General features: G+C 67.0%; 13 protein-coding genes. 3 read left to right on the top strand and 10 right to left on the bottom strand.

Features of this window, described 5'->3' with window-relative positions:
* Nucleotides 1-147: ESPR domain-containing protein (locus EJI00_RS25615; RefSeq protein ID WP_221885067.1), on the bottom strand; the 147-nt coding region annotated here is incomplete at its 3' end.
* Between the two features lie 265 nt (nucleotides 148-412).
* Between EJI00_RS25615 and EJI00_RS24385 the strand changes: the two genes are divergently transcribed.
* Nucleotides 413-757, top strand: coding sequence for a hypothetical protein (locus EJI00_RS24385; protein ID WP_126750056.1), 345 nt, complete (start codon nucleotides 413-415; stop codon nucleotides 755-757).
* Between the two features lie 11 nt (nucleotides 758-768).
* Here the strand turns inward: EJI00_RS24385 and EJI00_RS24380 are convergent, their stop codons facing one another.
* The 4 genes from EJI00_RS24380 to EJI00_RS24365 form a co-directional block, all read right to left on the bottom strand.
* Nucleotides 769-1,254, bottom strand: a complete 486-nt coding sequence (locus tag EJI00_RS24380; RefSeq protein WP_126750055.1) for a GNAT family N-acetyltransferase — start codon at nucleotides 1,252-1,254, stop codon at nucleotides 769-771.
* The gene (locus tag EJI00_RS24375) at nucleotides 1,251-2,345 is read right to left on the bottom strand and encodes a LysR family transcriptional regulator (RefSeq protein WP_312846488.1); all 1,095 of its coding nucleotides are present in this window, start codon (nucleotides 2,343-2,345) and stop codon (nucleotides 1,251-1,253) included. The genes EJI00_RS24380 and EJI00_RS24375 overlap by 4 nt, the downstream gene beginning before the upstream one ends.
* A gap of 100 nt (nucleotides 2,346-2,445) precedes the next feature.
* Nucleotides 2,446-2,793, bottom strand: coding sequence for a GFA family protein (locus tag EJI00_RS24370; RefSeq protein ID WP_126750054.1), 348 nt, complete (start codon nucleotides 2,791-2,793; stop codon nucleotides 2,446-2,448).
* 65 nt (nucleotides 2,794-2,858) lie between these two features.
* Complete coding sequence (locus EJI00_RS24365; protein WP_409514044.1) at nucleotides 2,859-3,623, bottom strand: AraC family transcriptional regulator; 765 nt, start codon at nucleotides 3,621-3,623, stop codon at nucleotides 2,859-2,861.
* Between the two features lie 75 nt (nucleotides 3,624-3,698).
* Between EJI00_RS24365 and EJI00_RS24360 the strand changes: the two genes are divergently transcribed.
* Nucleotides 3,699-4,244 (top strand): peroxiredoxin-like family protein, encoded by a 546-nt coding sequence (locus tag EJI00_RS24360; protein WP_126750052.1) that lies wholly within the window; start codon nucleotides 3,699-3,701, stop codon nucleotides 4,242-4,244.
* Here EJI00_RS24360 and EJI00_RS24355 read toward each other — a convergent pair.
* Both EJI00_RS24355 and EJI00_RS24350 read right to left on the bottom strand, forming a co-directional pair.
* Nucleotides 4,231-5,190: a Bug family tripartite tricarboxylate transporter substrate binding protein gene (locus tag EJI00_RS24355; RefSeq protein ID WP_126750051.1), complete on the bottom strand. Its 960-nt coding sequence runs from the start codon at nucleotides 5,188-5,190 to the stop codon at nucleotides 4,231-4,233. The genes EJI00_RS24360 and EJI00_RS24355 overlap by 14 nt on opposite strands.
* Nucleotides 5,191-5,263: 73 nt before the next feature.
* Nucleotides 5,264-6,181 carry a dihydrodipicolinate synthase family protein gene (locus EJI00_RS24350; protein WP_126750050.1) on the bottom strand — a complete coding sequence of 306 codons (918 nt, stop codon included), beginning with the start codon at nucleotides 6,179-6,181 and terminating at the stop codon, nucleotides 5,264-5,266.
* Between the two features lie 110 nt (nucleotides 6,182-6,291).
* On the opposite strand from EJI00_RS24350, the gene EJI00_RS24345 reads away from it, so the two are divergent.
* Nucleotides 6,292-7,194, top strand: coding sequence for a LysR family transcriptional regulator (locus EJI00_RS24345; RefSeq protein WP_126750049.1), 903 nt, complete (start codon nucleotides 6,292-6,294; stop codon nucleotides 7,192-7,194).
* Between the two features lie 18 nt (nucleotides 7,195-7,212).
* Here EJI00_RS24345 and EJI00_RS24340 read toward each other — a convergent pair whose 3' ends face one another.
* The 3 genes from EJI00_RS24340 to EJI00_RS24330 form a co-directional block, all read right to left on the bottom strand.
* Nucleotides 7,213-7,740, bottom strand: a complete 528-nt coding sequence (locus EJI00_RS24340) for a nuclear transport factor 2 family protein (protein ID WP_126750048.1) — start codon at nucleotides 7,738-7,740, stop codon at nucleotides 7,213-7,215.
* 230 nt (nucleotides 7,741-7,970) lie between these two features.
* A complete protein-coding gene (locus EJI00_RS24335) occupies nucleotides 7,971-8,900 on the bottom strand; it encodes an SMP-30/gluconolactonase/LRE family protein (RefSeq protein WP_126750047.1) in 930 nt (309 codons plus the stop codon).
* A gap of 50 nt (nucleotides 8,901-8,950) precedes the next feature.
* Entirely contained in the window at nucleotides 8,951-11,953 is a 3,003-nt protein-coding gene (locus EJI00_RS24330) for a transglycosylase domain-containing protein (RefSeq protein WP_126750046.1), read from the bottom strand.
* Between the last annotated feature and the right edge of the window lie 229 nt (nucleotides 11,954-12,182).

Genomic DNA, 12,182 nt, shown 5'->3' with positions numbered 1-12,182 from the left:
GCGGAGGTCGGCCATCGGGCCTGCGCGGCTGCGTCCTTCGACACTGCCGCCGCCGCGGCCTGGCCGGGTGTGGCCGCGCGAAACTTCGGGTGCCGCCACCCATGCGCCGAGCGAAGGATTCCAGAGGGTTCGAAAAATTCTGTTCATGGCTCTACCTTTTGGCGGCGTGTTACCCCGCTGACCTGCCAACGGAGGCGTCGCCTGGCGCCCGGAGCGGACTGCAAGCGTTCTCTTTGCCGTGGAGCCAATGTAAAAATTGCGTCACCCGCGGACATGAGCGGTGCGCCCCTTTTCCGGGGAGACAAACGCCCCCGCGCGTGCTGGTGCGAACCATGACAAATCGCCTGCCGATGCGGGCAGGCCTGCGTCTCGTCCTACAGGCGCGGCGCTGCCGAGCCCGCAGGATCGGGTCATGAGCAAATGGATCTTTGCAAGCGTGAGCGTGGCCGCCTGGTGCGTGGCCGTTACCGCAGCGGCGGAGCCGGTGAGGGTGCCGGTCGACAGCGACGAGAAGGGCACCATCTACGTGGCGCCGAACGTCAACCCCACCGAAACCTCGGCCTACACCAAGGGCGCCACCATCGGCGTGGAGCGGCCCGACGGCAGCGGCACCTACATAGGCACCGACACCTCCACGCCGCGGCCGACCTACTCGCTGGGTGCGAGCACGGGCGGCAATGTGTCGCTCACGGGCGGCGTGCTGAGCGACGGCAAGAACAACAACGGCGTGAAAGCCGGCGTCACCATCAAGTACTGAGTTTCAGGCGATCAGACGAGCGTGCCGTACACGATGAATCCGTCGTGCGAGGCCATCTTGTCGTAGAGCATGCGCCCCGCGGTATTGGTGACGTGCGTTTGCCAGTACACGCGGTGCGCGCCCACGCGCTTCACGTGCGCATACACGCCTTCGATCAGCTGGCGCCCCACGCCGCGGCCGCGTTCCGAAGGCAGCGTGAACAGGTCCTGCAGGTAGCAGGTGGGCTCGATGCGCGTGGTGCTGCGGTGAAAGAGGTAGTGCGTCAGCCCCACCAGACGGCCATCGCGCTCGGCCACCAGCGCATGCACTGGCTCGTAGGCGTCGAAGAAGCGCTGCCACGTGACCCGTGTGATCTCTTCCGGCAGCGCCGTGGGGCCCTCGCGCTCGTAGAAGGCGTTGTAGCCGTCCCATAGCGGCTTCCAGCCGGCGTAGTCTTCCGGCACCGGAGGGCGAACCAGAAGGGAAGAAGAAGGCGAAGGGGAAGAAGAGGTCGTCATGCGTCGGCTGCCTGCACGTTGAAAACATGCGATTGCAACACGACTGCAGCCCGCTCAGCGTCCGAAGAACGGTCTTCTTCGGCCGGCGACTTGTCCTTCCGGGCCGCGGACGCGGGCGCACGGGCAGCCTTGCGCGGCACCGAAAGGTTGCATGCGGTCGGCGCCACGGCCGTCATCGGCGGAATGGGCGGCAACACCGGCGGCTCGCCGGCCGGCCCCATCGACTGCTCGAGAAAGTCGAGCATCGCGCGCATGGCGGCGCTGTTGTGCCGGCGCTGCGAATAGGCCGCGTAAAGCCAATGGTCCTTCGGCATGTGCTCGCGCAGCACCGGCACCAGCGCGCCGCGCTCCAGGTGCGACTGCGCCAGCGGCTCGGGCACATAGGCCACGCCCGCGCCGCGCAGCGCCAGCTCTATGAGCGCAACCGCGTCGTTGGCCTCCATGCGGCTGTGCACCTGCACCTCGACCGGCTTGCCCTTGGTCTCGAAAGGCAGGTGGGTGGTGGGCTTTGCCGAATAGCTCAGCACGTCGTGGCGGGCCAGGTCCTCGGGCACCTTGGGAATGCCGCGCTGGGCCCAATAGCCGGGGCTTGCGCACACCACCATGTCGAAAGGCACCAGCCGCCTCACGATCAGGTTCATGTCGTCGATGCGCCCGCCGGTCAGGTGAATGTCGATGCCCTCCTCGATCAGGTCGATCTCGCTGTTGGTGAACACCAGGCTCACATACACCTCGGGGTAGAGCTTGATGAATTCGGCAATCACGTCGGACAGCCAACCCGCAATCAGCCCGTGCGGCGCGCTCATGCGCAGGCGCCCGCGGGGGTGCGAGCCGTGGGCCTGCAGGTCGTTCAGCGTGTTCTCGGCCATGGCCACCAGTTCGGCGCTGCGGTCGAGCAGCACCTGCCCCGCATCCGTCAGGCTCAGCGATCGGGTCGAGCGGTTGAGCAGGCGCACGCCGCTGCGCTCCTCGAGCTCGGCCACATAGCGGCTGACGGTGGCTTTCGACATGCCCAGCGAAATGGCCGCACGGGAGAAGCTGCGCCGGAACGCCACTTCGCGGAATGTTTTGATGAGATCGAGGCCGTCCATGGTGGCTGCATTGTTTCAGTTCCTGCAAAACGCCGCAGAGTCAGGACAACCAGGGCGGTGCGGCCCGCATGCGCGGCCGCACGTCATGCGCACGCCGCGCCTATACCGATCGCCCGTCGAACTGCGTGACCGGAATTGCCTGCAGGTCGATGCCTTCGATGCAGCGGAGGTTGATGGCCGCCATCGGCTCGCCCGACGGAGCCTTGGCCTCGCCGTAGGGGTGAATACCGCACTCGGGGCAGAAGCGGTGCTTGATCACGTGCTTGTTGAAGAGGTAGACGCTGGTGTCGTCTTCGGGCGTGAGCAGCTGCATGTTGCCGCGCGGCACAAACCACATCAGCGTGCCCTTGCGCTGGCACATGGAGCAATTGCACGACAGGGCCGAAGTGATCTCGCCTTCGGCCTCGAACTTGATGCGGCCGCAGTGGCAGCTTCCCTGGTATTTCATGCGGGGTGTCCTCTCATCCAATAGTTAACCGCTAGGTTGAGTATTGAATGAATGCGGCGGTATTGTCAAGCGGCGGCGGCGCGCTTCAATTCGGCCGGCGCGTGCCCATAGGCCCTGGAGAACGCCCTCGAGAAGGCCGCGGCGCTCCCGAAGCCGGCCCGCCGCGCCGTCAGCTTCACGGCTTCTCCGGCTGCCAGGTGTCGGCGCGCCAGCGTGAGCCGCCAGGAGCTCAGGTACGCCATCGGCGTCATTCCCACCGTTGCGCGAAACGCCGACATGAATGCGCTCCTGGACATGGCCGTTCGATCCGCCAGGTCATCCACCGTCCACTGCCGCGACGGCGCCTCGTGAATCGACACCAGCGCGCGGTGCAGCGCGGGGTGCGCAAGCCCGGCAAGCAGACCCGGCTTCTGCGCACCGGTGTCGATCGCGCTTCTCAGCACCATCAGCATGAGCACTTCGGCCAGCCGGTTCAGGGCTGCGCTGCGGCCGCAGCGGCTTTCAATTGCTTCGGAGAGAAACGCCTTTGCTGTGGCCTCCAGCGCGAGCGACTCCTTCAGGGGTACCGATATTTCTTCAGGCATGGCGCTCATCAGCGGGTTGGTATCGTTGTCGAAATCGACATGCGCCGCAACGCGCACATCGGCCGGCAACGCACTGGCGCCATGCAATCGAAAGACCACCCGGGCACCGGCTTCGCCGTCCTCGCCCGCGAGCAGCAACACCGGTCCGCGCGTGTGAGGCTCCGCGAGCACGGCGACTCGCAGCTTGAACACTTCGATAAATGCCGCAAGTCTGTCCGCCTTGGCGGGCTTTGGACTTTGAATCATGGAATCTGGACTTTTCATGATCGCAAGCATGCGATCTTTGAGCCTCGTTTGCAACCAACTCAAAGGAAAACCCAGATGCTGATGCCACGCCAACAAGCCCCGGACCTCGTGGTCGATACGCTCGCCGGCGGCCCCTTTCGCCTGGCCGGCGACGCACCCGAACGAATGACGCTGCTGTGCTTTTACCGGGGCCTGCATTGCCCGATTTGCGCCACCTACCTGAAGGAGCTGGAGCGGCTGACGCCGTCATTTGCCGAGCGCGGCGTCAGCACCATCGCCATCAGCTCCGACAACGAAGAACGCGCGCGCGCCATGGCTGAAAAAATCGGCGCGGCCAACTTGCGCGTCGGCTACGGCCTTTCGCTCGCGAAGGCCAGGGAGTGGGGCCTGTATGTTTCGACATCGCGCGGCAAGACATCCATCGGCATCGAAGAACCCGCGCTCTTCTCCGAGCCGGGCTTGTTCCTCGTCAAGCCCGACAACACCATTTACTACCTCTCGGTGCAGTCGATGCCCTTTGTACGCCCCAACTTTGCGGAGATGGTGCAGGCGCTGGATTTCGTCATCAAGAACGACTACCCGGCCCGGGGCGAGTACACCGGCCCGCTTATTCGGCAGTAATGCCCGCGGTCTTGATGATCTGGCCCCAGCGGCTGAGTTCGGCCAGCTGGAACCGAGCCAACTCTTCGGGCGTGGAGAGCGCGGCTTCCATGCCGGCCTGCTCGACCAGCTTTTGTACCGCGGGCGTTTCGATGGCGCGGTGCATGAGCGCATTCAGCCGCTGCACCACGGGCGCCGGCGTGCCCGCGGGCGCATAGAGCGCGTTCCAGTAGCCGAACTCGTAGCCTGGCAGCGATTCGGCAATGGCCGGAACGCCCTGCACCAGCGGCAGGCGCTTGGGGCTGCTCACGCCCAGTGCGCGCAGCTTGCCCGCCTTGACGTGGGGCAGGGTGGTGGCCAGGTCGGCAATCATCAGGTCGGTTTGGCCCGCCACCAGGTCGAGCACTGCCGGCGGATTGGCCTTGTAGGGCACGTAGTTGAACTTGGTGCCGGTCATCTGCTGGAACAGCTCGGTCGCCACCTGCGCGGACGAACTGCCCGAGCCGTAGTTGAGCTTGCCCGGCGCGGCCTTGGCGGCGGCAATCAGTTCGGCCACGTTGTTGGCCTTGACCTGCGGGTTCACCACCAGCAGCTGGTAGCCCTTGGTCAACAGCGACACCGGCGCGAAGTCCTTGATCGGGTCGTACGAGAGCTTTTTCTGCAGATGCGGGTTGGCCGACTGCGTGGTGTTGGTGGTCATGAACACCGTGTAGCCGTCGGGCTGGGCTCGCGCAACAAACTGCGCTGCGATGCCGCCGAACGCGCCCGCCCGGTTGTCGACGATCACGGGCTGGCCCGTTTCCTTGGTCAGCTCCAGCCCGATTGCGCGCGCCAACCCGTCGGTGGCACTGCCGGCGCTGGAGCCCACCACGATGGTGATGGGCCGCGCCGGAAAGTTCTGCGCGCTGGCGGCGCCGCAGAGCGGAAGAAGCATGGCAAGTGCCAGGAGCGATCGGCGATGGTTCATTGGTTTGTCCTTAATAGTTATGGAGAAAGAAAGAGAGCGCGGCAACTTCGGATCCGCGCACTGCCCGAAGAGGTCAGCGCAGCAGGTTCCAGCCCGACATGAGCGCATGCAACTGCCGGTGCTGGTGGTCCGTCAACGGCCAGGCCGATGGCGGGCGGGTCGCGCCGCAGTCGTTGCCCATCAACTGCAGTGCGGTCTTCACCACGGTCACGTTGGTGCCGTTGTTTTCTTGCGCGCGAAGCTCTTCGAAAGGCAGCATTTCGCCGATGAGCCGCATGGCCAACGCATGGTCGGCGGCTTCGAGCGCGTTGTAGATGGCCACCGAGCGCTCCGGCAGCACGTTGATGAGGCCTGACGTAAACCCGCGCGCGCCCACGGCGTAGAAGGGCGGCGCCCACACCTCGGCCAGGCCGCCCACCCAGGCCAGCTGGCGGTCTGCGGTGCGGCGCATGGCCTCGGCCAGCACCAGCGGCGTGGGCGAGGCCCACTTCACGCCCACGATCTCGGGTATGCGGCACAGCTCCTCGATGGCGGCCAGGCCGATGTTCTCGTTGCGCAGGTACAGCACCATCGGCAAGCCGTCGGCCGCATCCGCGATCTTTCGCAGGTACGCCACCACGCCGCGCGGCGCAACAAAGGGGTCGGGCGGCTGGTGCACCATCAGCGCGTCGGCGCCGGCCTCGCGCGAGGCGCGCGCCAGTGCGCAGGCTTCATGAACGCTGCGGCCCACGCCGGCCAGAAGGGGCACCCGGCCCGCAATGCATTCGGCTGTGGCATGCACCATGCGCTCAGCCTCGTGCGCCTGCAGGCCGTAGAACTCGCTGGTGTTGCCGTTGGCTACCAGCACATGCACGCCGGCCTGCACGGCGCGGTCGACCACCGGCTTGAGCGGTGCAACGCTGATGGCGTCGTCGGCGTCGAAGGGCGTCACCAGAATGCCGGAGATGCCGTTGAGTGCCTCGCGCAACGCGCGGCCTTGGAAAGAACTCATGTCGATTACAGGAATGGAAAAGGGATGAAGCGCGGAGAACGGCTACTCTAGGAGCCACCGGCAACAGCGTCCAATCCATACATGGGATGCCGCCATTCAAGATTTGAATCGTGTTCCAGCTCACCCAACTCCGCTGCTTTGTGGCCGTTGCCACCGAACTGCACTTCGGCCGCGCCGCCGCCTCGCTGAACATGACGCAGCCGCCGCTCACGCGGCAGATCCAGCTGCTGGAGCATGAAGTGGGCGTGCTGCTGCTCGAGCGTGCCGGCGGCAGCGTGCGGCTCACGCCCGCCGGCGAGGTGTTTCTGCGAGAGGCCGAAGACATCTTGCGCCGCAGCCAGGCCGCCACGCTGGCCGCGCGCCGCGCGATGCGCGCCGATGCGGGCAGCGTGACCATGGGGTTCATCCCCGCGGCCAGCTTCACCATGCTTCCGCAGCTGCTGGCCACCGTGCGGGCCCAGCTGCCCGATGTGCAGGTGATGCTGCGTGAAATGCAGACCGCCGACCAGATCGAGGCCATTGGCGCCGACCGCATCGAGCTGGGCATCGTCCGGCCGTTTGCACCGCGCAGCTTTACCGAATCGGCCGCGATATTCCGCGAGCCCTTTGCGCTTGCCATACCCGCGGAGCATTCGCTCGCGCAGCTTGAATCGATACCGCTGGTCGCGCTCGAAGCGCAGGCCTTCATCGAGTTCTGCCCGTCGGAGTCGCGCTATCTTTACGAGCTGGTGGCCGGGCGGCTGCGCGCCGAAGGTGTTGCGCCTGAAGTGGTGCAGACGCTGAGCCACACGCATTCGATACTGTCGCTGGTGAACGCAGGCGTGGGCGTGGCGCTGGTGCCGCACTCCGCGCACAGGCTGCGCTATGCCGGGGTGGTGTTCAGGCCGCTGCAGGATGCGAACGGCTTCGACGTCGAGCTCCACCTGGCATGGCGCCGCGGTGGGCGGCACGGCGTTGCCGATACGCTGCGCACGCTCATCCAGCAGGCGTACCCGGCCCCCGCAAGGCAGTAGGCCCGGCTGCTGCCTTGCCTACTTTGGGGCCGGCACTCGCCGAAGCACATCGTCGTAAGGCGCAAGGTCGAGAAAGGCGATGACCTCGGTCGCGCGTCGGTCCTTCATCCGGAAGATCCACACATAGCTGTTGCTGTAGGGCACGCCGTCGGCCGCGGTGGTGGCACCGTCCCAATGCACGACCACGTCGTTGCCATTGGCCCAGATGTCTCTCACCATGGGACGTATGGGCGCGGACAACCTGTCGGCAAAGGGTTTCACCGCGCGGTCGAGAAAATCTTGCCGGCCGCGGTACGTGCCGGCCACCGGGCTCGTGCCTTTGATGGTCCACACCACGTCGGGCGACAGCACGTCCTGGAAGAAGGTCTTGCCGCCTTGCTGCCACTGCGTGAATGCATCGGCAATGAACTGGCGGTTGTTCTCCGCTGTTTGCTGCGACGCCGGGGTATTGGCCGCTGCGTGCAAAGGCACAAGAGCGCCAAGGCTGAATAGCGCTGCGGCCAGGGCGGACGCCCACAGCTGGGAAAAATATCGTGGTTTGGTCATGCAGAACTCCTTTGTGTCGGTTGAGGGTCAAGCGAACGGGGCAGTGAAACCGAAGTCAAGTCTGCCGCCGCGAGCCCCGCGCCGTTAGCAAGGTTGTCCAGCTTTCTTGTCCGATCCTCCGAGAAAACGAGCTCGCTTCAACGCTCTTTGGCAGCGCGCGACCGGCTGACGGGCTGACCACCATTGGCCGGGTTGCCGCAGGCGCCCGCGCGCGCCGCCAGCGTCTTCAGTCAGGCCTGGAAGTTGAGCCGGAGCCCCGGCGTCGGCCAATCGTCGATGGCAATCAGCCGCCCGCTGCCCGACAGCGTGACGTAGGCCGTGCGCATGTCGCGCCCGCCAAAGGAGATGTTGGTGGTGTAGCGGTCGGGCAGCGGCACGTGCTCGCAGGTGCTGCCGTCCGGCGCAACGATGGTGATGCCGCCGTGCAGCAGCGTGGCCACGCACAGGTTGCCCAGCGCATCGGCCGCCATCGAATCAAAGCGCTGGTAGTGCCCGCCGGGCGACGCGCAGAGCATGCGCCCGCCGTGCGGCGAGGGCCAGCCGTCTTTGCGCAGCCGGCCGGGCGCCGTGATGTCGAAGGCCCAGAGCCGCGCCCCTTCGGTTTCCGCGTAACACAGCGTGCGGCCGTCCGGCGACAGCGCAATGCCGTTGGGCGTCATGGCCGGCCGCACGACCGCATGCACGGCGCTGCCGTCGCTGTGGCCATGGAACACGCCGCCGCGGTCCATGTCGCGGTCGCGCGTCTTGCCCAGGTCGGTGAAGTAGAAACCGCCTTGCGCGTCGAACACGATGTCGTTCGGGCCGCGCAGCGCGAAGCCATCGACCGTGTCGTACAGCCGCTCGGCCTGCCCGGTGGCAAGGTTCACGCGCTCGATGCGACCACCCGAATAGTCTTCGGCCTGGCCCACGGGGCGGTGGCAGCCGTCGGCCTCGGTGTGCCAGCGAAAGCCGCCGCTGTTGCACACGTACACCGCGCCGTCCGGCCCCATTGCGGCGCCGTTGGGCCCGCCGCCCAGGTTGGCCACCACCTGCACCAGCCCGTCGTGCCGCACGCGCGTGAGCGTGCCGCGCGCAATTTCAACCAGCAGCACAGAGCCGTCGTCCATGGCAATGGGCCCTTCGGGAAACTGCAGGCCGGTGGCGAGTTCGCGGATTTGCATCGGAGGCCCTTTCTCTTGCGGGGCCGCCTTTTTACACCCGCGGTTGCGTTTCAGTCGCCGCCGCAGCCGCTGCGCTCCAGCACCGGCAGCAGCTGCGGGCCCAGCGACTTGAGCAGCTGCGTCGGCAGCGCGCTGGTGAACTTGTAGCGCGCGGCATGCGGCTCGTGCACGTAGGCCATGATGGTGCCGAAGTAGCGGTCGCCAATGGTGAACGCGAAGGTGGCCGAGCGGCTGATCTTGCGCTCCGCAGACTTGCGCCCGCCGCCGGTGTGGCCGTAGCGGTGGTCGCCGGTGCCCGTCTTGCCACCTACTTCGAGCGCGCGGCCGTTCGCATCCACCAGCACGCCCTTCAGCCGGCGGGCCGTGCCGTCTTGCACCACCTGGACCAGCGCGCGGCGCACGGTGGCGGCCACCTCCGCGGGCAGCACCTGCTCGGCACTGGCGTTGCGCGGCTCCAGCCGTGTTTCGTAAGGCGTGTCTCGCGCAAAGTGCAGTGAGCCCACGCGCTTCACCGGCTGGCGCATGCCGTCGCTGGCAATGATGCCCATCAGCTCCGCCAGCGCAGCGGGCCGGTCGCCCGATGCGCCGATGGCGCTTGCGTAAGACGGCGTGAGCGATTCGAACGGATAGCCCAGGCGCTGCCACGAGCGGTGGATCTGCGCGAAGGCGTCGATCTCGATCAGCTCGCGCAGGCGCGTGTCTTGCGCGCTCTTGTGGCGCGTCTTGAAGAGCCAGGCGTAGACCTCTTGCCGTTCGCTGGCGCTCGCGTTCAGCACCTCGGTCAGCGTGGCGCCGGGGTGCTTTCGCAAGAAGCCCACCAGCCACAGCTCCAGCGGATGCACGCGCGCCACGTAGCCGCGGTCGGCCAGCGACAGGTTGGCGTAGGTGGTGCGCAGCGCCCGCAGCTCGCGCGGCGAGCCGTCATATCCGCGGCCGAGCTTTTGCGCCAGCAGCGCTTCAAGCCGCTCGTCGCTGGCATCGGGCTCTATGGTGAACAGCACACTTGCCACGTGCGGTGCAGAGGCCCTTGTGCCCCGCAGCAGCAGCGCTTCGGCATTGGCGGCCGGCAGGCGCTGGTACTTGCGATAGAAGCGCATCAGATAGGCCGACCCCTCGCGGTCGGCAAAGCGCGCGAGCAGTTCGCGCCGGCGCGGGTCGGCCGGGTCTTTCAGCAACACCTCGGCATCGGATTCGCCGCCGAACATGCGGTGGCGCACCACGTCGCGCATCAGGCGAATGAACACCAGGTTGATCGAATGCTTGAAGCCTTCGCGCACCGTGATGAACTCGTTGTTGCGCGAGCGCTCGAAATTCTCGAACTGATGCAGGCCGCCGCCGGTAAAGAAGGCTTCGCCCGGGTTGGCCGAATACTTGCGCTCCATGGCCGCTTCGAGCATGGGCGCCAGGCGCTTGTCCTTGGCGCGCAACAGGTACTGCCGCGCCCACACACCCAGCGGGTCGCGCGGGCTGGGCGCCAGTGCCGTGAGCTGCGCGGCGCCCAGGCCGGCCCAGTGGGCGTGCAGCTCGGCCACCAGCTCGAGGTAGCTCACCAGCGTGCGCAGCTTGGCGGTGGAGCCCAGGTCCAGCCGTGCGCCCTGGTTCACGTCGAAAGGCTGGTCGATGCTGTCCGCCTGAACCCGCAGCAGGTTGCCCTGCGGGCCGCGCTCGAACAGCGTAAAGCTGTAGATCAGCGGGGCCGGGTTCGCGCCTGCATCCAGCAGATTCGGGCCGAACAATCCCGCCGCCTTGGCCGCAGCCGGCGTGCGCAGGCCGGCCAGCACCTGTGCCGCCAGCGCTTGCGCCTCGCCGTCCAGGCTGGTCTCGGCCTCCAGGTCGAGCCGCTCCAGGTCGTAGGCGCGCGGCACGTCGAGCAGGGTGGAGATGTGGGTACGCAGCGCGCTCGTGGCCTTGCGCTGAACAAAGTCGGGCCGCGGGGCCAGGGGCAGCTCGGGCCGCAGGTGCAAGGGCAGGGGCAGCGCCGCATCGCGCAGCGTGGGCGAAATGACGCCCCCCTCGGCCATCAGCCGCAGGTAGCTGTTGGTGAGCCGGCCCAGGCTTGCGCCGTCGCCCAGCAGGTGCTGCGACGGGCGGCGCTGCGCAATCATGAGCGACAGCGCCTGCTTGAAGGCCTGCGCCTGCCGCCGCAGCGCATCGGGCGTGGGGGCGGCGCCCTCCGCCTGGTCGGCAAGCAGGCGGTTCACCTCCCTGAAGTCGCGCCCGTACCAGGCCCACAACCCGTCGCCCATGCCGTGCACCTCGCCCATACCCGGTCGCGCGGCCAGCGGCACCGTGTCGAGGTAGTCGACCACGATCTGCCGGCGCCGCGCCAGCGTGTCGTCCCCGTCTTGATAGGCCCGCACCGAGGCGGACGCCATTTGCCGCAGCTTTTCGCGCACCGAGCCCGTGCGGCCGTGCGGCGAATGGCGGTACTTTTCGATTTGCGTGGCCAGCGTGCTGCCGCCCGTGGCCGACTGGCTGGGGCTGAACACCCGCAGCCCGTGCTCCAGCGCGGCCTTGGCAAAGCGTTCGGGGTCGAGCGCCGGGTTGCGCTGCGGCGGCTCCGCGTCGAGCAGGTGGCGGTCTTCGACGAACAGCAGGCTGCTCACCAGCAGGGGCGGCACCTCTTCGAAGCGCTCGTAGGCGCGCTGCGGCACCCGCGTGTGCAGCAGCGCCGTGTTGCGGCAGTCGCGCACGGTAAGGCCCGCCTGGTTCTTTTCGCGGTAGGGCGTAAAAAGCCCGTGCTCCTGCAGCTCGATGAGCCGCGGCGACATGCGCGCCTGCCGGGTGATGGTGAAGCCATGCGGCCCGAGCCGTTCGATGAAACGGGGCAGATCGTGATAGCCCATCCGCTCGTCGTAAGGCCCCGTTTGGGGAAAGCGAATCGCGTTGCTCGGGCCCGAATCGACGCTGAAGGTGGCGCCGGCGGAAAAGTCGCGCCACAGGGCGGATTGCAGCCGCGAAGTCTTCAGTTCATCGGCCACCAGAAAGGCACCGAGCGCACCCAGCACGGCGAGCCCAGTGCCGATCCAGAAGACCTTCTTGAACCTTGTCATGCTCTGCCTCGCACACAGTCTGCAACGCGGGTTCGCCCAAGGCGATGATGCGCCTTTGGCAGCAGTTTGGGTGGTGCGAGGCGGCCTTTGACGCGGGAGAACTACCTATAGGGGGTTAGCGGTGTGCCGGCATACAAATGCGGGTTGCCGCCGGGCTTGGATAAAAAGGCGTCAGCCCACCGCCTTGATGAGCCGCTCGCGCCCCGCCTTGGCCAGCATCGACGCTACC

The organism is Variovorax sp. DXTD-1, from assembly GCF_003984625.1.
Taxonomy (GTDB): Bacteria; Pseudomonadota; Gammaproteobacteria; order Burkholderiales; family Burkholderiaceae_C; genus Variovorax.
The sequence above is the reverse complement of the archived record's forward strand: the minus strand, read 5'-3'. Positions and strand labels throughout refer to the sequence as shown.

Coding starts and splice junctions, on each gene's coding strand:
- EJI00_RS24340 (WP_126750048.1), bottom strand. CDS start 7,740: ATGACCAAACCACGATATTTTTCCCAGCTGTGGGCGTCCGCCCTGGCC.
- EJI00_RS24350 (WP_126750050.1), bottom strand. CDS start 6,181: ATGAGTTCTTTCCAAGGCCGCGCGTTGCGCGAGGCACTCAACGGCATC.
- EJI00_RS24360 (WP_126750052.1), top strand. CDS start 3,699: ATGCTGATGCCACGCCAACAAGCCCCGGACCTCGTGGTCGATACGCTC.
- EJI00_RS24355 (WP_126750051.1), bottom strand. CDS start 5,190: ATGAACCATCGCCGATCGCTCCTGGCACTTGCCATGCTTCTTCCGCTC.
- EJI00_RS24375 (WP_312846488.1), bottom strand. CDS start 2,345: ATGGACGGCCTCGATCTCATCAAAACATTCCGCGAAGTGGCGTTCCGG.
- EJI00_RS24380 (WP_126750055.1), bottom strand. CDS start 1,254: ATGACGACCTCTTCTTCCCCTTCGCCTTCTTCTTCCCTTCTGGTTCGC.
- EJI00_RS24385 (WP_126750056.1), top strand. CDS start 413: ATGAGCAAATGGATCTTTGCAAGCGTGAGCGTGGCCGCCTGGTGCGTG.
- EJI00_RS24365 (WP_409514044.1), bottom strand. CDS start 3,623: ATGATTCAAAGTCCAAAGCCCGCCAAGGCGGACAGACTTGCGGCATTT.
- EJI00_RS24370 (WP_126750054.1), bottom strand. CDS start 2,793: ATGAAATACCAGGGAAGCTGCCACTGCGGCCGCATCAAGTTCGAGGCC.
- EJI00_RS24330 (WP_126750046.1), bottom strand. CDS start 11,953: ATGACAAGGTTCAAGAAGGTCTTCTGGATCGGCACTGGGCTCGCCGTG.
- EJI00_RS24335 (WP_126750047.1), bottom strand. CDS start 8,900: ATGCAAATCCGCGAACTCGCCACCGGCCTGCAGTTTCCCGAAGGGCCC.